The sequence below is a fragment of the Candidatus Paceibacterota bacterium genome (assembly GCA_040905715.1).
GTDB lineage: Bacteria > Patescibacteriota > Minisyncoccia > Phycocordibacterales > CSBR16-193 > JBBDHZ01.
Window position 1 is genome coordinate 377988 of record JBBDRA010000003.1, and the last position, 23582, is coordinate 401569.

Sequence of the window (23582 nt, forward strand, 5' to 3'; positions counted from 1 at the left end):
CCAACCTCTCTTGAAATACATTCACAAGGGTATATAGTAATAATGGATCTCATTGTCCTTTCACTTGAAGGGGTGCCCATGACAGCATCAACGTTAGAAACACGGTATACAACATCCGTAGCAAAATGTGACCGATACACTTCACCGATCGTTAACAAGGCATTCATTCTTCTCGAGTGCCGTCTAGCGCTTGGCAAACGAAATGCCTATTTTGCACAAACAACGAATGAGGATCTTCTCGTCTACCACTTCGTAGAACACTGTCGAAAGCTACTCGCGCAGTGGTTCGAATGTTCATCACATTACGAACGCTGGGTTTTACTGAGCGTACGAAACGAAGAACATCTTGAACAACTTGTCCGGGAAGGGGAGATCGCTGACCATGTCGGATGGTTTTCTTATCAAAACACATAGCAGTGAGTGACTTTTAGAGTCGCTTACGACGGGCGTCGACACACAGACGCCCGTTTTCTTATACGTTTGATATACTAGATTAATTATGAATACATTTCGCACTAATGTACTTGCTGTTGTTCGCCATATCCCAAGCGGACAGACGCTATCCTACAAAGAGGTTGCGTGTCGAGCCGGCAACCCGCAAGCTGCTCGAGCAGTCGGCGCTATCATGCGCACAAACTACGACCCGGATATTCCGTGTCATCGAGTTATTCGATCAGACGGAACCGCCGGTGGGTATAATCGAGGTGCAGATAAAAAACGAGAGATCCTTGCTCAAGAATCCCTCTAGAGATCTTTGATCAAAAAGTTTTAGAAAATTTTGACACAGCGCTTTGATACGCTAGTATAAGCTACATATGACACTTACGTCTGAAGAAATACGCAAGCGTTTCTTACATTTTTTTGAAAAGCGAGGGCACGCAATTCTCCCATCGGTATCACTTGTGCCCGAAAACGATCCGTCGGCTTTATTCACAACTGCCGGTGTACAGCCTCTTGTGCCGTACATCCTGCAAGGCTCACACCCACAAGGCAGACGACTTGCGAGTGTACAGAAATGCGTACGAACCACCGATATTGATGAGGTTGGCGACAAAACACACGCAACTTTTTTTGAGATGCTTGGCAACTGGTCTATCGGTGATTATTTCAAAGAGGACGCTATTGCGTGGAGCTATGAACTTTTAACCAATGCCGATGAAGGATTCGGACTCGACCCAAAGCGACTGTACGTGACGGTCTACGAAGGCGACGACGAATCACCTAGGGACACTGAATCTGTAGAATTCTGGAAGAAAGCGGGAGTTCCGGAAGATCGCATTTATTTTTTAGGTGAGAGTAATTTCTGGAGTGCCGGCGAGAACGGTCCGTGTGGACCAAGTACCGAAATGTTCTACGATCTCACACAGGAGGGTTTAGGGGACCTGACTCCAGAGGAATTTAAAAAAGCAGACAACGATCAGCAGGTTGTTGAGATATGGAACGATGTTTTCATGGAGTATCGAAAAGAGAACGGAAGAGTCGTTGAAAAACTTCCACAGAAGAATGTAGACACCGGATCAGGATTAGAACGCCTCATGGCGGTTTTACAGAATAAAGAAAGTATTTTTGAAACAGATGTGTTTAGGGATCTAATGCAAGCAGCAGGAGACCTCTCTCAAGACCCGCGAGCACAGCGAATTATAGCGGATCATATAAGAAGCGCCACATTTCTTATTGGCGACGGTGTACTTCCATCAAACACAGATGCCGGATACATACTTCGCCGTCTATTGCGACGAGCCATCGTTAAAACAACAGCAAAGAACCTTTCAGCTGAAGAGGTATCAGACCTTGTAGGCGCCGTTACTAAGGTTTACAAAAGTTCTTATCCTGAACTTACTGAGAAACAAGGTAACATTGAACAGGTTATCAAGGATGAAGCTGCCAAGTTTGAGAAAACACTCCAACAAGGCCTTAAAAAATTAGAGAAGATCGAAGGTGACATTTCCGGGCAGGATGCATTTCTGCTCTTTGCCACCTACGGCTTCCCGATTGAAATGACGGCTGAACTTGCACAGGAGCGAGGCATTTCTATTGACAGAGAAGGATTTGAAAAGGAACTTTTAGAACACCAGGAAAAATCCCGAACCGCGTCAGCAGGGAAATTTAGAGGCGGACTTGGTGGTGGGGGTGAGATGGAAGTTAAGTATCACACTGCAACCCATCTTCTCAATGCAGCACTTCAGCGAGTTCTTGGTGAGCACGTGCAACAAAAGGGATCGAACATCACCGAAGAAAGACTTCGTTTCGACTTCTCACATAGCGAAAAACTTACTGACGAACAAAAACAGCATGTTGAGAAACTTATAAATACTTGGATACAAGAGGATCTGCCGGTCACCTGCAAGGAAACAACCGTAGAAGAAGCAAAGGCGGAAGGCGCCCAAGGAGTATTTGAAAGTAAATACGGCGATAAAGTTACTGTGTATTCAGTAGGAGATGGAGAGACAGTCGCCAGCAAAGAAATTTGTGGCGGACCACATGTTAATCGAACCGGAGAGTTAACCGGCACTTTTCGAATCAAAAAAGAAGAATCAGCTTCAGCTGGTGTGCGCCGCATCAAAGCAGTACTCGAATAACCACTCCGGCTCCTACACTCGACTACTGGGCGTGTATTGATCAATGGTCTTTATGCACACCTAGATAGCACATTACGCATGTTGTATACTAAATACTGTATACACATTACGTTTTCATGTTCTCCTTTTTTTCAAAAAACGATACGCAGACACATTTTCTAATCGAGTGCGGTAGCGGAAGTGCTGCGTGCGCTCTTATTGTTACTGACGCAGACCGGAAACCGAAGATCGTGTACCAAAAACGCATTCCTTTTGAAACGCAGGAGAACAAAGACCATCGGGGGACAGTATCTTCACTTACTAAAACACTCGCTCAACTTTTAAAAGAAGTTCGCTCTACGGGCTTTGAAAAGCTTACCCGACTCGACGCACCGAGAAAACTCAGTGACATTACCGTTACATTTACAGCCCCTTGGTATGCTGTGCGCACCCCACACATAAGCCAGGATTATAAAGAAGAAAGGGTTATCACGGATGATTTCCTCACAGGTCTTAAAGAACAGGAGAAGCAAAAGATGGTTGTTAACGGAGCGTCGCTATTCTCTGATGAGTTTCAGAATGAATCTCCGATCATCGTCGAAAGCATTATTCTCCAGTCAAAATTGAACGGCTACACGACAGAGAATCCAGTCAATAAGAGAACTACTTCATTTGAGGCTCAACTTTACGTTAGTGCGGTCCAACAGTCAGTTTTAGACAAGATCGAATCTCTGATCGGCGAGACATTTGATATTTCTAATGTGTCATATCACACACTTCCACTGATCACATTCTTTGCGCTCCGTGATCTCTTCACCACAACTTCAAACGCACTCTTTGTTGATATCAGCGGAGAAGCTACAACTATATCTGCCGTTCATGACGGTTCAATTCGAGATGTTTTGTCTTTTACCAAGGGCACACACGGTCTAGTCCACCACGTTGCCGACACACTTCATATTGGTACCAAAGCAGCGGCTTCCGCACTGGCGATGCATGATCTTTCTGTGCTGAATCCATCGACTCACAGCAATATAAATGAGTATATTCAGAAGTACACTCATGAATGGTTTACAGATTTTTCAAATACAGTAGACACTATTAAAGAGAAACATCATGTAGGCAATCGGGTGGTCATTGTCGCCGGTGTGGGGTTGACGGATTATTTCCACGACCAACTTACAAAACAAAATGCTGGATCAGAAAATGCCAAACATCAGGTGATAGAGCTAAAAGCCGGGCAACTGGCCAGGCGACTTCGCTTTCCAAAGACATTTCAGCCGGACTCGTTTATCGCACTTGAAGCGATCGTGCTGGCAGACAATGAGCTTTGATACATTTCCTTCACTTCACAGATAAACATGATCCGCGTTATAATAAAAAAAATAAAGTAACCAACCTACTATGCCAAAAAAAGACATGCAAGACGTTGTGCCGCCCGAGAGACGCTCTATTCGAAATGTGCCGCTCCCGAAACACAAAGAGAAGGATGCTGAAACTCCCCACTATGGGTCAGGAACTACAGATGAAACATCTTCGGCACCAACACCGGGAACCCAACCTGAAAACGAGGGAGAGAAGTATGCCGTGAGACAGCCGATACGCTCTCGGCCACGGCGTCATGTTCCGATGTGGGGAATATGGTTGGTTACAATAATCTCCTTACTCGTCGTTGTATTTGCGGCGTCAACACTATTTACAAGCGCCAACATTATTGTTACCCCGAAGCAAGAGACCCACGAGGCCTCTCTTCCACTTTCAGCCGGACCAGATGGTGATATATCCTTTGAAACTGTGTCGATAAGTACAGATGCAAGCACGAAGGTCAGTATCAGTGGTACCGGCGAAGTATCTGAAGAAGCTGTTGGTGAACTTACTTTATACAATGAGTATACAACCAGTGAGTTTCCACTAATGGTTAATACCCGATTTGAATCATCTGACGGAAACATCTACCACATAACTGAGGCTGTTCGAATACCGGGCATGACCGAGAACGAGGAAGACACACTTCCCGGACAGATAACCGTTCGAGTGAGAGCAAGTGAGCCGGGAGAAGAATACAACCTTACAGAGGGAGAACTTACCGTGCCGGGGCTTGTTGGGGATCCGAGCTATGAAGACGTCTACGCAATGGTGTCAAGTCCGATCACCGGTGGTTTTGTTGGAGAGCGCGGAATCGTAAATGACGATGATAAAAATCGTGCCGAAGATGAGCTCAGAGTTCTATTAGAAGAGGAGGCGACCGCAAGCATACAGAGCCAGATCCCGGATCGGTTCATACTGTATCCTGAAACAATTACCATAAGCTTTGGCCCAACTCAGCAGAAGTCTACTGATGGAGGTGAAGCGACGCTGGAACAGGAGGCCACTGTACGAGCAGTTATGTTCCCACGAGAAGAGCTTGAGCAATTCCTAGCCGAAACACTGCTATCAGACGAAGAGGATCCATCAGCTATTCATGTAAATAATCTTAACGATCTATCATTCACTCCAAACAATAATTACAGTCCGCAGCAATCAACAGTTAACGGCACGCTTTCGGGAAGTGCGGTCTTTGTATGGAACATTGACGAAGACGCTATAAAGGATAGTATAAGCGGACGGGATAAAGGCAGGCTAAAAAGTGCCCTGTCACGGTTCAGCGAGATCGAAGAAGCTAGTGCCTCAGTACAGCCTTTCTGGCTCATGTCGTTTCCAAGCGACCACGATGACATAACGATCTCTATCCAATTAGATAGTGAAGTTGTCAACGAAGAGGACACCGAACCGACCCCTGAATCGTAGGGTTCAATGAGAAACTGACGAAAAAATTTGACAGGGAAAGTGAAAGTTTGTTAGTATAGCGCTCATCCCTTACAGGAGGTAAGGCACATGTGATGGCAAAAAATGCACAGCAAAAAGAAGAAGTAACTGGTCTCGTGACCGAAGCTCTACCCAACGCAATGTTTCGTGTTGAACGCGATGACACGAAAGAAGAGATGCTTGCATTTCTAGCGGGAAAGATGCGACTGTATCGTATCAAGGTATTGATCGGTGATAAAGTAAAAATGCAGCTTGATCCGTATGGCGGAAAAGCACGCATTACGCAACGACTGTAGTATCAGGTATTCTAGAGAACAAGATGCCGGAATAACCGGCATTCATAATTCTCTTAGTACCCAACACCACGTTATGAGAATCCTCGGTATAACCATTCCAGACAATAAGCGACTCGAGATCGGTTTGACCGCGCTTTACGGCGTTGGTTATTCTCGTGCCAGCGATATTCTTGAAAACGCAGGCATCGAGCCCGGTAAAAAGCCGACTGACCTGACTTCGGATCAAGAAAACAAGATCCGCGAACAGCTTGAGCAATTTACTCTGGAAGGTGACCTTAAGCGAGAAGTTGGCGGAAACATCAAGCGACTGAAGGATGTTCAGAGTTACCGCGGAGCGCGCCACACACACGGACTTCCATCACGCGGCCAACGGACAAAGACCAACTCACGCACACGTCGAGGAAACGTACGAAAAACCATGGGTACCGGACGACGAGCCGCAGAGAAGAAATAGATCGAGATTCTAGACTTTAGGCGCTAGCTTCTACTAACTCCTTAAGCCTAGTATCTAGATCATAGTAACCAGATATATGGGAAAGAAAAGAATCGCACAAAAATCAGGAGACGGAAAAAACAAAAAAGCCAAAGCTGGTGGTGTTCAAGCTCCACGCAAAAAGCTGGATGTCGGCCGCTTGCATGTTGAAGCAACGTACAACAACACAAAAGTTCACCTAAGCGATACAAAAGGCAATGTGATCTGCTGGTCATCATCTGGATCACTCGGTTTTAACGGAGCCCGCAAGGGAACACCGTATGCTGCAGCAAAAGTAGGCGAACAGATCGGTGAGATCGCCCGTCAAATGGGCGTAAAAGACGTAAATGTGGCCATCACAGGCGTTGGTTCAGGTCGAGAATCAGCGGTGCGCGGTTTTGTTTCAAAGGGCATTAATTTGTTAGGGATCGAAGATCTTACACCGGTACCGCACAATGGTCCGCGCCCGCCGAAAGCACGGAGAGTTTAATTACACCTTCTAGGTTTTGAGTTTTAGGCGAATAGAGAAACACCTCACACCTAAAGCTTAGTACCTAGATCCTAGCAACCAAGTCAATATGAAAATTGGACCAAAATATAAGATCGCACGGCGACTCGGAGCAGCTGTGTTCGACAAGACACAGACACAGAAATACGACCTTGCGCTTCAAAAAAAGGGGCAGCAACGTCGTACCGGAAGACGACCAAAACAATTGTCTCAGTATGGTGTTCAGCTGCGAGAGAAGCAGAAGGCTCGTTACTCCTACCTTGTGCCTGAAAAGCAGTTTGCAAACTATGTAAAAGCAGCCATGAGCACGAACGCCGGCACGCCGGCAGACCAACTCTACCAGCGCCTCGAGATGCGCTTAGACAACGTAGCGCACCGTCTTGGTCTTGCTCCGACCAAAACAGCGGCTCGCCAGCTCGTGAGTCACGGCCATGTACACGTGAACGGTCGACGAAACAACATCGCGTCGCACGGTGTATCCGTCGGTGACGTAATATCAATACGAGAGCAGAGCAAGAACACGAAATTATTTGATAACCTCAAAGAAAGATTAGAGAATTATAACCCGCCAGCATGGCTTTCATTTGATGAAAATTCACTTACCGGGAAAGTGGAAGGGAGACCGCAACTAAAAGGCGCCGACCTTCTGTTCGATATCCAAGCAATCCTTGAGTTTTATAGCCGTTAATCGTTATCTATTATTTAGCAGTGCTTATGTCAGATCAAACTATCGTTTTACCTTCGAAGCCAAAGACCGTATCTGAAGACAACATCTTCGGGCAATACGAGATCAATGGACTCTACCCCGGCTACGGCCACACCCTCGGAAACTCACTTCGACGGATCATACTTTCATCATTGCCAGGCACGTCTATTACCACCGTTAAGATCGACGGCGTAAACAATGAATTTTCTTCCGTTGAAGGAATACGTGAAGATGTTATTACAGTTCTCCTGAACCTGAAGAATATTCGTATTCAGATGGATACAGATGAGCCACAAACACTCAAACTTAGAGCTAAAGGCGACAAGACAGTTACCGCCGGTGACATTGAAACAACCGGTCAAACAACTATCACTAACCCTGAGCTTGAGATCGCTCACCTGACCGGCAAGAACGCCTCACTCGACATGGAAATGGTTGTTGAGCGGGGGCTTGGATACGTAGCAAAGGAGGAATTTGAAGGCAATGACCGTGAGATCGGTGTAATTAAACTCGACGCGGTTTTCACACCGATCAAGCGCGTACGCTATGAAGTTGAAGATATGCGTGTCGGGGACAGAACTGACTACAACCGACTTCGTCTCTTTATTGAAACCGACGGTACGATCGAGCCGCGCGAGGCTCTCGATCGCTCGATCGCTACAATGATCCAGCAGATGCAGGCCTTGACCGGCGAAAACGGATCAGACGAGCCTCAAGAAGCAACTCTTGAATACACACCCTCTGAATCATCAGGTGAAACAGCTTCTGAGATAGAACAAGACGAATCAGGCGAGGACGAAACAGAGTTCTTGAAAACCCGCATCGACGATCTAAACCTTTCACAGCGCACCCTCAACGCACTTGCTGAAGCAAACATACGAACGGTTGGCGGACTTGCGCGAAAGCGTGAAGCTGACATACAGGACATCGACGGCATCGGCGACAAGGGGATTCAGGAGATCAAGGATCTTTTAAGCACTAAGGGCATTGAACTGAAAGAGTAATCATAGTACATTATGCGCTAACCCGTAGCGTCTAATTATTTAACGACCCACGACATGAGACACCACAAAACACATCGAACTCTTGGACGAGTTTCACGACAACGCAAAGCTTTGCTGTGCTCTCTTGCTCGATCACTGGTTTTACACGACCGAATCCAAACAACTGAAGCAAAGGCGAAAGAACTTCGTCCATTTGCAGAGAAACTCCTCACCGAGGCAAAGAAGAACACCCAGGCATCGATTCGCCGAGTTGAGAACAAGATCGGACCGGATGCGCGTGTAAAGCTTTGTGGCGAGCTCGCGTCTCGCTATCAAGAGAGAGAAGGGGGTTATACGCGGATCGTGAAGCTTCCATACCGAAAGTCAGACTCGGCCAGCCTTGCAATCATTGAGTTCGTCGAGTAGGATACCCACTATCGTTATGCAAGAACATACTATAAATGCACAGAACAGATCACTCGGCCGAGTTGCAAGCGAGGCGGCTAAAATTCTCATGGGGAAGCATGAGCCGTCTTTTGAGCGACACGAGATAGCCCAGGTAACTGTACGAATCCAGAACGCTGCAAAAGCAGATATTTCTTCAAAGAAGATGGATGAAAAAGTATACATGAGTTATTCAGGATATCCCGGAGGTCGTACAGACCGTACCCGACGCAAAGTTATCGAACAAAAAGGATACGGTGATGTTTTTCGCCGAGCGGTTTACGGCATGTTGCCGGCCAACAAGCTTCGCAAGCAAATAATGAAGAATCTCGTCATCGAAGAGTAATATTTTCTATAATATACACGCTACTTATATGCCATCAAAAGCAACAGCTAAAGACGCCTACTACGAAGCCGTTGGTCGCCGAAAGACATCGGTCGCCCGTGTTCGTTTGTACCCAAACCATCCGGGCAAGGAATTTACCGTAAATACTCGGGATAAAAAAGATTATTTTCCTACACCTGAACTCGACCAAGTCGTCACCCAGGCACTTACCGAAACTGATCTTGCTGACACTTTTGCCGTAAGTGTTATTGTAAGCGGTGGAGGTATTCACTCACAGGCGGAAGCAGTACGACACGGTATTGCTCGAGCACTTGAGGAATACGATGAAGAGCTTCGTACCACTTTGAAAAAAGCCGGATACTTCAAGCGAGATCCGCGCACCAAAGAACGTAAGAAGTTCGGTCTCAAGAAAGCACGCAAGGCCCCGCAGTGGAGCAAACGATAGTTTGCGAGACTGTCTGTGGAAGGGTCGGAAACCGGTAGGTTTCCGTGAAGGAGAGCAGTGAGTGTAACGAGCGTTGAGAACCGTGGGTTCTCAAAAGAGCGCCTCGCGCTCTGCAATGGTCAAAACGATAATTATTTTTACGATCACACCATCAAAACCCTCGGGGCCACCACGAGGGTTTTGTTTTACCCAATTTTTAGGTATCATAGTCTCACCTTATGAGCACACACAAGAAACATCATTCAGAAGATAGCGCAGACCTTGATACGCAAATGGATAGTGAGGCGTTTGATGAAGATATCGAACCGATCCTCGACGATGAAGGAGACGCCGGGCAAGCAAAGAAAGACAAGACAGCCAAACTTAAAGAAAAGCTAAAGCATTGTGAGAAAGAAAAGCAGCAGTATCTTGATTCATGGCAACGCGAGAAAGCTGAATTTCTCAATGCCCGAAAGCGCGATGAGGAAGCCAAGAAACAGGCGGTCAATTTTGCCCGCGAGGATGTGATCATCTCGCTTTTACCGGTGCTCGATAGTTTTGAAATGGCTTTTGCAGACACAAAAGCCTACAACGATACACCGGAGCAGTGGCGCATCGGTGTAGAACAGATCCACGCGCAACTCCTTACCGCGCTCGAGTCACACAACGTAAAGCAGATAAGCCCGGAAGGTCAACCGTTTGACCCTGCATACCATGAAGCCGTGGACCAAACACTTGTACACGAGAAAGAAAAAGACAATACGATAGTAGAAGTGGTTCAAAAAGGCTATTCAATGAACGACCGAGTTATTCGGTCTGCCAAAGTAAAAGTTGGGGCTCATACAGATACCTCGAGCGAAAAAAGAGACGAAGCATAATTTGCAAATGGCTTGACAGCGTGTTATAGTATTAAAGATACATACAAGATACCATTATAGCTAACAACCTTTAACAACATTCACATACTATGGGAAAGATACTTGGAATCGATCTTGGAACAACAAACTCAGCCATGGCCATTATGGAGGCCGGCGAACCGAAGATCATTGAGAATGCCGAGGGCAATCGAACAACTCCATCGATAGTAGCGATATCTAAAGGAGGCGAACGGCTTGTGGGACAGCTAGCAAAACGCCAGGCGGTCACTAATCCGGAAAACACTGTTTTCGGTATCAAGCGATTTATCGGACACGACTTCGATGATACTGCGGTACAGCGAGATAAAGATATTGTTCCGTACACTATTGAGAAATCCGGCCAGGGAGGCGTTGAGATCACCCTGGGAGGCAAGAAATACCGACCTGAAGAGATCTCCGCAATGATCCTTCAGAAAATGAAGACGGATGCGGAAGCAAAACTTGGCGAGACCATCACGGAGGCAGTAATTACCGTTCCTGCGTACTTTAACGACTCACAACGCAAGGCGACCAAGGACGCCGGAAAGATCGCCGGGCTTGACGTAAAGCGTATTATAAACGAACCGACCGCAGCTGCGCTCTCGTACGGTTTTAATGAGAAGAAGGATCAGAAAATAGCAGTCTTTGACTTTGGAGGCGGAACGTTCGACATGTCTATCCTGGAAGTAGGAGATGAGGTGGTTGAAGTAAAAGCCACCGAAGGAGACAGCCACCTAGGTGGTAAGGATATTGACCAACGGATAATCGATCACCTGGTCAACGAGTTCAAAAAAGAAAGCGGGATCGATATTAGCAAGGACAAACTTGCTCTCCAGCGACTTGATGAGTCTGCCGAAAAAGCTAAGATTGAACTCTCATCTACACAGGAATCAGAAGTCAATATTCCGTTCATTACCTCAGATGCCGACGGCCCAAAGCACCTGATGATCAAATTAACTCGATCTAAACTCGAAGAGCTTGCTCAAGAATTTATTGACCGAGCAATGACCATTACTGAAAACTCACTCAAGAGTTCAAAATTCTCAAAAGATGATATAGACGAAGTTGTTCTGGTCGGCGGACAAACACGAATGCCGAAGATCCAGGAGCGCGTTAAGGAATTCTTTGGTAAAGAGCCAAATAAGACCATCAACCCGGACGAGGTTGTGGCACTCGGCGCGGCTATTCAGGGCGGTATTATCGGTGGTGATGTTAAAGACGTCCTGTTGCTCGATGTAACACCGCTCACGCTCGGTATAGAGACCATGGGGGGTGTATCAACGCCGTTGATCGAGCGTAACTCGACCATCCCAACTCAGCAAACGCAGACATTCTCTACGGCTGCAGATAACCAGCCATCTGTAGAGATCCATGTTCTTCAAGGCGAACGCCCGATGGCGGCAGACAACAAATCACTGGGTCGCTTTATTCTCGACGGTATCCCTCCGGCACCGCGAGGCACTCCTCAGATCGAAGTATCCTTTGATGTTGACGCAAACGGCATACTGAACGTAACCGCCAAAGACAAGGCAAGCGGGAAAGAGCAGTCTATCCGGATCGAGGCAACTTCCGGTCTCTCAGAGGAGGATATTCAAAAAATGCAGAAAGAAGCCGAGGAACACGCTGACGAAGACAAGAAACGCAAAGAGGCTGTCGAAGCACGCAATATTGCTGAGCAACTGATCTATACGGCTGAAAAATCACTTAGTGAACACAAAGACAAGGTACCAGGGGACGTACAGAAATCTATTCAAGAAAAGATAGACGCAGCCAAAGCAGCGCGTGACAAGGAAGACAACGACGCAGCAGTGATCCAACAGGCCACCGAGGAACTCTCGGCTGAGCTCCAGAAGATCGGCCAGCATGTCCAACAAGAATCTGCAAACGCAGAGGCGCAAAGCCAGCCAAAAGCAGACAGCGATCAATCAAAAACCGATGAGAATGTTCGCGACGCCGAGTACGAAGAAAACGCCGACGAGAATAAGAGTGAAGATAATGATTCGAACGAAGAATCAAAAGGAGAGAGTGAACAAAAAGACAAATAACTCATCTCAATTTTATTGCCTCATTTATTGTTAAAAAACCGCCAACCCGATACGACGGGGTGGCGGTTTTTGTTTTGCCCGTCCTAAAAAAGAGGACGGGTGGCGTGCGATCAATTCAGCGAGCTCTCCCTGGGGCTTTGAAATTCGATCTCACTTGCAGGGAGTTTTCGAACAACGTGCGCGCAGGTGTCTCCACAGAAGCACGGATTCAAAACGCGACGGTGAAATTCTCTACCGATCCCGAGTGTGAGCTCAACATGATAGCGAGCTCCACCAGGCAATTCGACACACTCAATTGAGGTCATCGCAAACCAACGATTTTGCCTATTTCCACGGCATGATCTAAACATGCTGATCTCCTCAACACAAGGAATGAAACAATGAGGAACGCCTTATATTTTATACGTTACATTGAGTATCAGCGCAAGTTTCAGGACTTGAGTTACAACGTTTTTCGTAGTACCATTGGTCTGTATTAAACGGCGCCACCTCCTTATACGCCACTCTATAAATTCGCATACGCTACATAAGCTATCTATGGCAGAAAAAAATTATTACCAAATACTCGGTGTCGAGAAAAAAGCCTCAAAGGATGAGATAAAAAAGGCTTTTCGAAAGTTGGCTCAAAAATACCATCCGGACAAGAAAGGTGGGGATGAGAAAAAATTTAAGGAAATAAACGAAGCATACAACATCCTTGCCGATGATAAAAAACGTGCTGAATACGATTCATACGGCCGGGTGTTTAGCGGTAGCGGTGGTGGCGGAGCCAGTCAAGGTGGTGGATTTGGCGGCTTCGATTTTAGTGACTTCGCACAGCAATTTGGTGGCGCTCAGGGCGGCCAAGGTTTCGAGGAGTATGATCTCGGTGACATATTTGGTGAGTTTTTCGGAGGTGGCGCTCGACGCGGACGCACTCGTCGTGGGAACGACATCGCTATTGATGTAGAACTTGATTTCAGTGAATCTGTTTTTGGCACAACACGAACTGTCCAACTCAAGAAAACGTCAAACTGTGAAAACTGTCAGGGTACCGGCGCAGAGGCGGGAAGCGGTACCGAAACCTGCTCAACGTGTAACGGGAAAGGACAGGTTCAGGAAGTTAAACGCTCTTTCATGGGTACGTTCCAGACAAACCGAACATGCGAGATTTGTCGTGGTAGCGGTCAGGTCCCAAAAACAAAATGCAAAAGCTGTTCCGGAGAAGGAGTTACCCGGAAAGAAGAAAAGGTAAGCATTACAATTCCTGCAGGCATAGAAGACGGTCAGATGATCCGCATGACCGGCGGCGGGGAAGCAGTTGCCGGCGGACAGCCGGGTGATCTTTACATTAAAGTACATGTCCGAGCTCATTCCACATTTACAAAGCAAGGTCGTGATCTTTATATGCCGCTCAGTGTTAAACTTTCTGACGCTCTTCTTGGTGCAACCTACCGGATCGATACACTAGACGGCACAATTGATCTAAAAATACCTCAAGGGGTAACACATGGTGAATTGCTACGTATCAAAGGCAAAGGAGTGCCGGTAGGAAACAACCCTTCCGCTTCGGCGAGCAAGCGTGGTGATATTCTGGTCAAAGTACAGATACAGCTTCCACAAAAGCTTTCTCGGGAAGCAAAGAAAGCTGTTGAAAAACTAAAAGAAGAAGGGATTTGAGACTCATTGAATTATCTAACTACTGATGAGCGGTATCCACACGCCACTTAATGCAGAGCGTGTATAATTAATACATGGCTCCGGTTACAAATGTTATAGGAGATGTTATCGATAGAATAACGTCATTTCCCACAGACATTATCGTCATTGCGGTAATGATCATCGTTCTTTTTATCGGCGCTTTATATGTCGGTCAAAGAAAGTTCACAACAGCTATCATAGCCTTGTATCCGGCAATAGTTGCTTATTCATTTCTACCACCCTCACTGGTGAACATGGTTACAGACACTGATCCATCCTGGATCAGCTACAGTAGTCAGCTAGGGATATTTGCGGCGCTCTCGATCTTGTCGTTCATTGTTATCAAAAAATATATCAAGAAGCGATCAATTGAGTCCGGAAAGCGAGACACCGTATTTTCATTTCTCCAAGCATTAGCGGCGTCTGCCACTATACTTGCCATTGTTGTGGTCCTTGTTCCGATCGCTCCGGTATACCAACTCTCGTCACTGGTCACAGACCTTATAACAGAGACGACCATTGTCGCCTGGATGATCGCTCCGCTGGCAGTACTGTATCTATTTTCGCGTGATTAATTAACACCTTGTATCTTAGAGACACAACTTCGTACACCCGCAATTATGTCAGATAAAGCCTCACAGGAATCAAACTCACCGATCTCCGACCTTCTATCGCGTATTTTCCAGTTTCGTCTTACGATCATTGCGGAGACAATGACCTTATTCATCCTTTTGGTCATCATTAGTCAGACGCTTTTTCTCGAACACGTTGAAGATGTTATTCTCACGATCATTGTTTTTTCTTTCGCTTCATTTGTTGGTGCCTTTTTGGTTTACAGTGTTCGCGCACTAGACACCCAGCGAGATGAGAGTGTAAAGCTTGCTGAATATCTTCGAAACGCCAACATCCAGTTGCGTCAGATCGATAAAATGAAATCAGAATTTGTCTACTTGGCCACACACCAGATCCGGACACCACTCACATCTATACGAGGATATCTTTCAATGATACTAGAAGGCGACTACGGTCGAGTACCGGAACGCCTTGAATCACCTATACACATGGCTTTTGTCTCAAGTAAAGAGATGGTGGACACCATAGAGTATTTCTTAAATGTTACCCGTATCGAACGCGGTCAACTTGATTACGATATGGAACTATTCGATATGAGAAGACTTGTTGAATCTACCGCAAATCAAATGAGGCCGATCATTGAACGAGCGGGTCTCAACATGCACCTCGATATAGACGAGCACAATGACTACACAGTCAAGGGTGACGCTGACAAACTTCGCCAGGTAATAACCAATCTGATCGACAACGGCATTCAATACACAAAAGAAGGGTCGGTCAGTATCCATCTTTGGAAATACGACGAAAAAGTACGCATTGAAGTAAAGGACACCGGCGTAGGGCTGAGCAAGAAGGACAAGGAACACGTCTTCATGAAGTTCGGGCGAGCGGATGATGCGGAAAAATATAACGTATTCGGTGTCGGACTCGGTCTCTATATTTCAAAACGGGTCATTAGCGATCACGAAGGGACCCTTCTCGCGTCCTCGCTTGGTCGGGGAAAAGGGACAACCTTTGTTGTAGAGCTTAAAGCTATTTCAACAAAGCAGGAGCATCCTAAGGAGAATAAAGAAAACCGGGAAATGAGTAAGATATGATCAGACTATGAGGCATCTTTATCGAACACGAATAGATGATGAGATCCTGGCAGAATTCTTACCCCCTTCAACTCCTCAAAAACGAACAGAGGAACGAACACGAGTATTGATCCTCGCTCAAGGGATCCCAAGTATTCCGTACAAAGATGATGTTATACAGTACTGGTCAGAGCAAGGATATTTTGTTGTATTTCCACGCTACCGTGGCACCTGGGAGAGCCGAGGATCGTTTTTAAAAGAATCACCGACCAAAGATGTCACCGACACAGTTAACGCCGTTTTTCACCCCCTACGAGATATTTATTCCGGCGAAGAGTTCACTATTGTGCCGGACGCGGTATATGTTCTCGGTTCAAGTTTCGGCGGGCCGGCCGCATTGTTCAGCTCTTCTGATCCGCGTGTCACTAAAGTGATCGGCCTCTCGTCGGTTATTGATTGGCGAATACCGACTCCTGCGGAAAGTAACGATGCTCTCAAACAATTTATCACTGAAGGATTTGGTCCGACGTATCGTTTTGACGATACAGACTGGGCTAAACTGGAAGAAGATACACATTTTTATAACCCGATCACTATGCAGGACAGGATCGATCCTGAGAAAGTATTACTGATCCATGCTGAGGACGATCCATTTTGCCCTGCACAAGCACTCAAAACATTTGCAAAAGAAACAGGAGTAACAACAGAGCTCTACGCGCAAGGAGGTCACTTGGGGATATCTGACACATGCACTCTAGAGATACGTACCCGAATCAAAGCATGGTTCCAATAAAAATTCCGCAATTCAACGCGTGACATATTTTTCTTTCCACTAAGCGGATAGTTTGCTAGTATTTGACCTATGTCTACAGACTCTAAAAAAATCCTTGTCTCCGGAGTGAAGCCGACCGCACGACCGCATGTCGGTAACTACCTTGGCGCAATGAAGCAATTTGTCGATATGCAAAACGAGTATGACACCCGCATTTTCATTGCTGACTATCATGCACTGACAACTATTCGTGACGCAGAAACGCTTCGTGAGATGAGTTTTAACATCGCTGTCGACTATCTTGCTATCGGTCTTGACCCGAAGACAACACGTATTTATAAACAGTCCGATATACCAAGCCACACTGAACTGGCAGTTATACTTTCAAACATAGTTCCAGCCTCGTACCTGACCCGTGCTCACGCATATAAAGACGCTGAGCAGAAAGGCAAGGAGATTAATGCCGGCACACTTTACTATCCGATCCTCATGGCCGCGGATATCATTATGTATGACGCAGACGTGGTTCCGGTCGGCTCTGACCAAAAACAGCACGTTGAGTATGCCCGCGACTTCGCCGAAAAATTTAACACTGTCTATGGTGATACCTTTCGTATTCCTGAACCGTATATTCTCGAGGAAACAAAAACCGTGCCCGGTACTGACGGACGAAAAATGAGTAAAAGCTATAACAACTATATAGGACTTTTCGCCAGTGACGAGGAAATAGAGAAAGGGATAATGAGTATACCAACTGATTCTCAGCCGCTCGAGAGCCCCAAGACAAACTACGAGAATGATACGCTCTATCAGCTTCATACTCACTTTACGACCGGTTCCGAGCTCGACAAGGTGAACGAGGGCTACCGGGAAGGCGGGCTTGGCTATAAAGAATCCAAAGAGATACTTATTAAAAGCCTCAAGGAATTCATCGACCCGCTTCGCCGGAAACGAGAGGTTGTCGCGAACGATACAGACCATGTCTTCTCCGTACTTGACGAAGGGGCACGAGCTGCACAAGGAGAAGCGACTGAGAAGATGAACGAAGTACGCACAAAGATCGGTCTTACTTCTTGATCAAGAACAAACTATTTAGTAATACTCATTTATGGAAAATCGAATTTACATACAAGATCTACACGAACATATCGGCTCAGAAGTAACTCTGGCTGGATGGGTTGATGTACGCCGAGACCACGGGAAGCTTATTTTCATAGACCTACGTGACGCAACCGGAAAAGTACAGATGGTCGCCTTACCTAAGAACAAAGCTGCTCACGTGGCCGCAAGCGCAGTGCGTCCGGAGTGGGTCATCAAGGTTGTAGGGGAAGTAAAGGAACGCCCGGAAAAGATGGTTAATCCGGATCTGCCAAACGGCGATCTTGAGTTTGTCGTTACCGAGATGGAGGTGCTTGCTGAGGCGCAGTCACTGCCGTTTGATCTCGATAGCGATCTGAACCTCGATACACTGCTTGATTATCGACCGCTCACGCTCCGAAGAAGTCGTGAACACGCTATTTTCAAGGTTCAATCTGCTATCGTCAACGCCTATCGAACTTTTTTAAACAATGAAGGCTTTACTGAGTTCCAGTCACCTAAGATCATCGGGGCTGATGCCGAAGGGAGCGGTGAAGTATTTGAGGTTAAATATCTTTACGATCGCATTGCTCACTTAGCGACTTCGCCCCAGCTTTACAAACAAATGCTCGTTGGTGTCTTTGAGCGGGTATTCACTGTCGGGAATGTTTTTCGCTCAGAAAAACACGCGACGTCGCGCCACTTGAATGAATATACCTCGCTCGACATGGAGATGGGGTTCATCACTGATCATACTGACATTATGAAAGTTGAAACGAACCTTCTTCGTTCTGTGTGCGAACATTTACGTAACACCTGCGAGAAGGAGTTTTCCTTGTGTGGCTCCGAGATCCCTACTGTCCCTGAGAATATTCCAAGCATGAAGCTCCGAGAGGCTCAAGAGCTTATATACAAAGAAACCGGGAAAGATGTCAGGGAAGAGCCGGACCTTGAACCCGAAGATGAACGGTGGATGTGTGAATGGTCCAAACGCGAACATGATTCAGATTTTATGTTCATAACTCACTACCCGGTCTCGAAGCGACCATTCTATACCTATGAAGATGAACAAGATCCGGGCTTTACGAAAAGTTTCGATCTTTTATTCCGTGGCGTAGAAATAACCACCGGCGGGCAACGTCGCCACCTCTATGAGAGCATAGTAGAAGGAGCACGGCTGAAAAACCTGGATCCTGAGAACTTTGAATTTTATCTACAGGCATTCAAATACGGTATGCCGCCTCATGGGGGGTGGGGAATGGGGCTCGAACGGCTTACCGCACGATTTCTGAACATTCCAAACGTAAAAGAAGCAACCTTGTTCCCGCGAGATATTAATCGTATCGATACACGATTATCATCGGATGAGGAAGAGGGTTCAAGCGAAGCACCCGAAGAAAATATCAAAAATAATGCATCCTAAACCCGGTATTTATAAGCATTTTAAAGGCGATAAATATCGCGTGATTGGTGTTTGCAAACACAGCGAGACCCTTGAAGAACTAGTGATGTATGAAGCGCTGTACGACAACCCGGAGTCGAAACTTTGGGTTCGACCGCTTGGTATCTTTATGGAGACAATAGAGAGAGGAGATACAAAAACACCGCGGTTTCAATTTTTGAAAGACTAAATACGTATTTATGGAACTTATTTACATTATACTGGCGGCTATCGTAGGTGGTGGAGTCATGTATACGGCAATTTCACGTATCCGGTGCAAAAACGAAGGATTCGAAAAGGAAGCGGGAAGTAGCGACTTGATCGCTACGCAATCGCTGGAAAAAGAAGAGAACCTTGCTCAGGTAATGCATCTGTTTGACACAAAAGACGAGATCGCCAACGACGATGTCGAGAATACGCTCGGCGTATCCGACGCCACTGCAAGCAGGTACTTATCCGAGCTTGAAGAACAGGGACAGGTAAAACAAATAGGAGAAACCGGTCACGCAGTGACCTACAAAAAGGTGATCTAGAAAGATATTTCAACGCCTCAACGCGTTGAGGCGTTGAAACGTAAGCACATCAAGAAATGAAAACTGTTCACCTGATGTAAAAAGCGACAAGGGTAAAACAAAAGCCGCCGGTTACACCGGTGGCTTTTGTTCAGTATAGCGCTCACTCAATTCAATATCGCTAGTGATGGCGCTGCTGATCTCCTGCATGTCCTCCCTGATGACTTCCTGTGGTCGTATCAAGTCGTTCCAAGATCTCACTTGCCTTACTCTGTCCACCAAGACCAAACGCCAGAGCAACAGCTAATACAAGACCGGCAAACAAGATCTCGATAAGTGACTCAGCGATACCAAGCTGTAAGAGGGCAGCGAGTGTTGCAAAGGTTATGACGGCGACCTTCGCTATTGTTCCCAGCAAAGCTGTATTTTTAACCGGTAATCGTGTTGCTGTTGCGCCGGAACTTATCAGGCGACCCAAGAAATTGCCGGCGATCATACCAACCGCAAGAATAATGATCGCTACAATAACGTTAGGAATGTAAAACAGGATCTCTCGCAAGAACGATGTCACTTCCTCCCAGCCCAGAATATCAGCTGCGGCGAGAAGAAAAACAATGATAAAGAACCACTTTACTACCTTACCGATCAGCCACGAGAACGTGAAGTTCAACTGAGAACGCCTCATCATATCAGTGAGTCCACTGCGCTCACTTAATTCATCGATCTTGGCGAGTGAGAGCAATTTTTGAGTTAGCGATCCCAGGAACGAAGCGATAATAAGACCCAGGATAAAAACGAACAAGGCACTCAGCACCTCGGGTAGGTAGTCGAGGAAGGTGAGCCAAACGTTGTTCAATGACTCAAGTATTTGATCAACGATCACGGTAAATTGGTTTTGCATAAATACGTATCTTAAATAATTAATAATGTATAACTCATTATGGTGATTTGACTCCCGGCACTATTAGTGGGGATACACAGTATTGAAGACACGCTATACCATTCTGCACATACACCCTAAAAATTAGAACACAAAGAAGAGGGGGATGGTCAAGTTACCGCTATAATACAGGGCTTCCAGGCATCCCCACGGGCGCTTTGGAGTAAAGTAAAATAAGTAAAGGAATACGTAATACCAAAGCAATACACCAGAGCAATACATACGGTCGACATGATCAATAAAAAACCCCTCGCATAGCAAGGGGTAGGACGGTGGGTGGCCAAAAGGCCGAAGGAAGAAACGTAGTGTGTAGTACTGCTTTTGATTATAACCAGTATTAAACCTTTTGCAAGTAGCAGGGTTGTGGATAAGTTCTTACGGTGCTGTTTGTATACGCCTCCTTTCGCCAACGTTAGCAATACTATATCAGCTCAATAACACATATCTATTCGCATCTAATAAACACTGATCTTCTGCTATACTACAAGCAATGTCCGACCTGCTGGCGAATAATCAAATAGACGACCAGGACGCTCAAATTAATGGAAAGAAGGGTTTCAAGGTCAAAACAGAGGCTTTTGAAGGGCCATTGGACCTACTGCTGTCTCTGATCCAGAAGCGCAAACTTTTCATTAGTGATATTTCACTTGCTCAGGTAACCGACGACTATTTGACTCACCTTCAAGAACTTGAGCAATTTCCGGTTGCCGATAGCGCTCAGTTCATTCTCACCTCATCAACCTTGGTTTTGATAAAGTCAAAATCGCTTTTACCGACTCTGGACCTTACCGACGAAGAGGAAGAGGACATCGAAGAGCTTGAGGAACGACTCAAGGCATACCAGAGAATACAGGATCTTTCGGTACACATACGCGACCTCTATGGTGAACAACTCATGGCGAGCGGGTGCTCACATCTTAATAAGACACCGGTTTTTTCACCAACTGACGAGATAACACCAGCCAACCTCAGCGAAGCAATGAGAAGTGTCCTGAGCAGACTTCCAAAGCAAGAGCAAATACCGCAGACACAGGTAAAGAAGGTGGTGAGTCTCAAAGAGACGATAGAACGGCTGAGTGAGCGTATTCAAAGGAGTTTACGGGGCCGATTCTCTGAATTCTCCGGCTATCATCGAGGCAAGGAACTGAGCATGGAAGAGCGGGTAACGGTAGTGGTGAGTTTTCTGGCTATGCTCGAATTAGTCAAAACCGGACTGGTTCAGGTGAGCCAGCGATCTCATTTTGATGAGATCGAAATGGAGCACAGTGATATTGGTATTCCTCGTTATAATTCGTTAGAATAGTTGAGCTTTGCATTATGAAAACTGAATCTCAGATAGAAAGCATATTGTTCGTCAAAGGGGAGCCGGTAAAGCACTCTACGCTGTGCGAGGTCCTTGATATCTCTACTGAAGAGCTGAGAAATGCTCTTGTAAAACTTGAGCAGAACCTTCAGATCGAAGGAAGTGAGCGGGGTATACGGCTTGTACAAACCACTGACACCGTAGAACTGGCAGCAGCACCTGAGGCACACGAGCTTGTTGAAACACTTAACAAAAAAGAGCTAACGAAACGACTTGGTCGAGCAGGCCTCGAGACCCTGACCATAGTACTGTACCAAGGGCCGGTAAGCCGCCGAGATATTGACTACATACGCGGGGTAAATTCCACTGCCATTTTACGCAACCTGACCATTCGCGGCCTTATCGAACGACGCGAATCAGAAGACGGTAAACAAGCGATCGTGTACCAACCGACCACTCAGCTTTTGCGCCATCTTGGTATATCGAGCACCAAGGAATTACCGGAACATGATGATATAGGAGATAAAGTAGAGCAATTTTACGAGACCAATGAGCCGGACGACGTTCAAGCCATTGAGCAAGATGAGGAGCAGAGCGACACTTCAGGTTCACCTGATGAAGAAAGGAGCGAAAGCCAACAACGTACCTCCTAACGCCTGGTACCCGATCCAACACCTAAATCATGAGATCATTACGATCATTTTTTCAAAAAATTAACCTACCGGAAGAAAACACCGGAATAAAAGCACTCAGTTATGGAGTGCTTGTTTTAGCAATGTCGGCTTTGATCCTTACCACAACACTCTGGAACCCTGAAACCAAAAGTGACGAGAGCAATAGTCAAACAGCCACTCAGGATGAAGTTATCCGGGAGACGGAGGAGAAACCTGATCCGTTCAAGGGAATCCGCCTTCAAGCTGAAGCAGCGTACGTACTTGATACAACAACGGGTGAAGTACTGTTCGAGAAGAATGCCACCAAACATTGGCCTCTTGCTTCTATCACAAAGGTTATGACCGCAATGACCGCCCTAGATCTTATCCCTGATCATACAGTAGTGACGGTTGACCAGAACGCGATGCTGATAGAAGGGGACAACGGACTGTACCGGGATGAGCAATGGTCACTTCAAGATCTGCTTGATTTTAGTTTAGTAACATCTTCAAACAGTGGATCCGGGGCGATCGCCTCTATTGCCGGGGCGATACATAACGGACCGGCCACAACGACTTTTGATGATAACGTCGCATTTTTTGTTTCCGCAATGAACCAAAAAGCCCGAGAAATAGGACTTGCTGACACTGAGTTTCATAATCCTCACGGACTGGACACCGATGAGGAAAACAGCGGATCATACAGCACTGCACGAGATACTGCGCTCATGATGGAATATGCTCTTGCCAACTATCCCGACCTTCTTGATTCAACTCGACGGCCATACATAACTCGCACATCACTAGCAGACATAACTCATGTGGTAAATAATACAAACAAGGTTGTAAACCGTATACCCGGTGTTATTGCCTCTAAAACCGGGTATACCGACCTATCAGGAGGTAACCTTGTGGTCGCGTTTGATGCAGGGCTTAACCACCCGATCATTGTTGTGGTGCTTGGTTCCGGCTATGATGAGCGATTCAGTGATGTGCTACAATTAGTAAACGCCTCTATTGACGCAACATCTGATATTACACAAACGGAGTAGGTCACTATTTTCAACATACA

27 protein-coding genes are annotated in these 23582 nt (G+C 46.3%); 26 read left to right on the plus strand and 1 reads right to left on the minus strand.

The features are described from left to right. Nucleotides 1-42: 42 nt before the first annotated feature. The 23 genes from WD312_03015 (at nucleotide 43) to WD312_03125 (ending at nucleotide 19635) form a co-directional block, all read left to right on the plus strand. On the plus strand, nucleotides 43-414 hold the full coding sequence (locus WD312_03015) for a hypothetical protein (GenBank protein ID MEX2564058.1): 372 nt from the start codon (nucleotides 43-45) through the stop codon (nucleotides 412-414). Between the two features lie 85 nt (nucleotides 415-499). Further along, a complete protein-coding gene (locus WD312_03020) occupies nucleotides 500-748 on the plus strand; it encodes an MGMT family protein (protein ID MEX2564059.1) in 249 nt (82 codons plus the stop codon). Between the two features lie 67 nt (nucleotides 749-815). Next, a complete protein-coding gene (locus tag WD312_03025) occupies nucleotides 816-2579 on the plus strand; it encodes an alanine--tRNA ligase (protein MEX2564060.1) in 1764 nt (587 codons plus the stop codon). A gap of 116 nt (nucleotides 2580-2695) precedes the next feature. Beyond that, nucleotides 2696-3892, plus strand: coding sequence for a hypothetical protein (locus WD312_03030; protein ID MEX2564061.1), 1197 nt, complete (start codon nucleotides 2696-2698; stop codon nucleotides 3890-3892). Nucleotides 3893-3962: 70 nt separating this feature from the next. Next, on the plus strand, nucleotides 3963-5345 hold the full coding sequence (locus tag WD312_03035) for a hypothetical protein (protein MEX2564062.1): 1383 nt from the start codon (nucleotides 3963-3965) through the stop codon (nucleotides 5343-5345). Between the two features lie 92 nt (nucleotides 5346-5437). Then, nucleotides 5438-5659: a translation initiation factor IF-1 gene (gene infA, locus WD312_03040; GenBank protein MEX2564063.1), complete on the plus strand. Its 222-nt coding sequence runs from the start codon at nucleotides 5438-5440 to the stop codon at nucleotides 5657-5659. A 73-nt stretch (nucleotides 5660-5732) separates the two neighbouring features. Continuing rightward, the gene (rpsM, locus tag WD312_03045; protein ID MEX2564064.1) at nucleotides 5733-6113 is read left to right on the plus strand and encodes a 30S ribosomal protein S13; all 381 of its coding nucleotides are present in this window, start codon (nucleotides 5733-5735) and stop codon (nucleotides 6111-6113) included. A 76-nt stretch (nucleotides 6114-6189) separates the two neighbouring features. Further along, nucleotides 6190-6621, plus strand: coding sequence for a 30S ribosomal protein S11 (gene rpsK / locus WD312_03050; GenBank protein MEX2564065.1), 432 nt, complete (start codon nucleotides 6190-6192; stop codon nucleotides 6619-6621). Nucleotides 6622-6709: 88 nt separating this feature from the next. Further along, complete coding sequence (gene rpsD, locus WD312_03055; protein ID MEX2564066.1) at nucleotides 6710-7327, plus strand: 30S ribosomal protein S4; 618 nt, start codon at nucleotides 6710-6712, stop codon at nucleotides 7325-7327. Nucleotides 7328-7353: 26 nt separating this feature from the next. Continuing rightward, entirely contained in the window at nucleotides 7354-8349 is a 996-nt protein-coding gene (locus WD312_03060) for a DNA-directed RNA polymerase subunit alpha (GenBank protein ID MEX2564067.1), read from the plus strand. A 54-nt stretch (nucleotides 8350-8403) separates the two neighbouring features. Beyond that, the gene (gene rplQ / locus WD312_03065) at nucleotides 8404-8754 is read left to right on the plus strand and encodes a 50S ribosomal protein L17 (GenBank protein MEX2564068.1); all 351 of its coding nucleotides are present in this window, start codon (nucleotides 8404-8406) and stop codon (nucleotides 8752-8754) included. A 16-nt stretch (nucleotides 8755-8770) separates the two neighbouring features. Beyond that, nucleotides 8771-9118 carry a 50S ribosomal protein L13 gene (gene rplM / locus WD312_03070; protein ID MEX2564069.1) on the plus strand — a complete coding sequence of 116 codons (348 nt, stop codon included), beginning with the start codon at nucleotides 8771-8773 and terminating at the stop codon, nucleotides 9116-9118. 28 nt (nucleotides 9119-9146) lie between these two features. Beyond that, complete coding sequence (rpsI, locus tag WD312_03075) at nucleotides 9147-9563, plus strand: 30S ribosomal protein S9 (GenBank protein MEX2564070.1); 417 nt, start codon at nucleotides 9147-9149, stop codon at nucleotides 9561-9563. 218 nt (nucleotides 9564-9781) lie between these two features. Then, on the plus strand, nucleotides 9782-10420 hold the full coding sequence (locus WD312_03080; GenBank protein MEX2564071.1) for a nucleotide exchange factor GrpE: 639 nt from the start codon (nucleotides 9782-9784) through the stop codon (nucleotides 10418-10420). A gap of 89 nt (nucleotides 10421-10509) precedes the next feature. Beyond that, complete coding sequence (gene dnaK, locus WD312_03085) at nucleotides 10510-12483, plus strand: molecular chaperone DnaK (GenBank protein MEX2564072.1); 1974 nt, start codon at nucleotides 10510-10512, stop codon at nucleotides 12481-12483. 537 nt (nucleotides 12484-13020) lie between these two features. Continuing rightward, the gene (dnaJ, locus tag WD312_03090) at nucleotides 13021-14142 is read left to right on the plus strand and encodes a molecular chaperone DnaJ (GenBank protein ID MEX2564073.1); all 1122 of its coding nucleotides are present in this window, start codon (nucleotides 13021-13023) and stop codon (nucleotides 14140-14142) included. A 74-nt stretch (nucleotides 14143-14216) separates the two neighbouring features. Beyond that, a complete protein-coding gene (locus WD312_03095; protein ID MEX2564074.1) occupies nucleotides 14217-14738 on the plus strand; it encodes a hypothetical protein in 522 nt (173 codons plus the stop codon). Nucleotides 14739-14783: 45 nt separating this feature from the next. Beyond that, nucleotides 14784-15833, plus strand: a complete 1050-nt coding sequence (locus WD312_03100) for a HAMP domain-containing sensor histidine kinase (GenBank protein MEX2564075.1) — start codon at nucleotides 14784-14786, stop codon at nucleotides 15831-15833. A gap of 7 nt (nucleotides 15834-15840) precedes the next feature. Then, entirely contained in the window at nucleotides 15841-16605 is a 765-nt protein-coding gene (locus WD312_03105; protein MEX2564076.1) for a prolyl oligopeptidase family serine peptidase, read from the plus strand. 69 nt (nucleotides 16606-16674) lie between these two features. After that, the gene (gene trpS, locus WD312_03110) at nucleotides 16675-17661 is read left to right on the plus strand and encodes a tryptophan--tRNA ligase (GenBank protein ID MEX2564077.1); all 987 of its coding nucleotides are present in this window, start codon (nucleotides 16675-16677) and stop codon (nucleotides 17659-17661) included. A 31-nt stretch (nucleotides 17662-17692) separates the two neighbouring features. Further along, nucleotides 17693-19084: an aspartate--tRNA(Asn) ligase gene (gene aspS / locus WD312_03115; GenBank protein MEX2564078.1), complete on the plus strand. Its 1392-nt coding sequence runs from the start codon at nucleotides 17693-17695 to the stop codon at nucleotides 19082-19084. Continuing rightward, complete coding sequence (locus WD312_03120; protein ID MEX2564079.1) at nucleotides 19074-19292, plus strand: DUF1653 domain-containing protein; 219 nt, start codon at nucleotides 19074-19076, stop codon at nucleotides 19290-19292. The genes aspS and WD312_03120 overlap by 11 nt, the downstream gene beginning before the upstream one ends. Nucleotides 19293-19302: 10 nt before the next feature. Beyond that, nucleotides 19303-19635, plus strand: coding sequence for a helix-turn-helix domain-containing protein (locus tag WD312_03125; protein ID MEX2564080.1), 333 nt, complete (start codon nucleotides 19303-19305; stop codon nucleotides 19633-19635). 160 nt (nucleotides 19636-19795) lie between these two features. Here the strand turns inward: WD312_03125 and WD312_03130 are convergent, their stop codons facing one another. Next, entirely contained in the window at nucleotides 19796-20515 is a 720-nt protein-coding gene (locus WD312_03130) for a hypothetical protein (GenBank protein MEX2564081.1), read from the minus strand. Between the two features lie 529 nt (nucleotides 20516-21044). On the opposite strand from WD312_03130, the gene WD312_03135 reads away from it, so the two are divergent. Genes WD312_03135 through WD312_03145 form a run of 3 tightly spaced genes read left to right on the plus strand, consistent with a single transcriptional unit; the run spans nucleotide 21045 to nucleotide 23562 of the window. Next, nucleotides 21045-21857 (plus strand): ScpA family protein, encoded by an 813-nt coding sequence (locus WD312_03135; protein ID MEX2564082.1) that lies wholly within the window; start codon nucleotides 21045-21047, stop codon nucleotides 21855-21857. Nucleotides 21858-21871: 14 nt separating this feature from the next. Further along, complete coding sequence (locus WD312_03140; protein ID MEX2564083.1) at nucleotides 21872-22510, plus strand: SMC-Scp complex subunit ScpB; 639 nt, start codon at nucleotides 21872-21874, stop codon at nucleotides 22508-22510. 29 nt (nucleotides 22511-22539) lie between these two features. Continuing rightward, nucleotides 22540-23562 carry a serine hydrolase gene (locus WD312_03145; GenBank protein ID MEX2564084.1) on the plus strand — a complete coding sequence of 341 codons (1023 nt, stop codon included), beginning with the start codon at nucleotides 22540-22542 and terminating at the stop codon, nucleotides 23560-23562. Nucleotides 23563-23582: the final 20 nt, after the last annotated feature.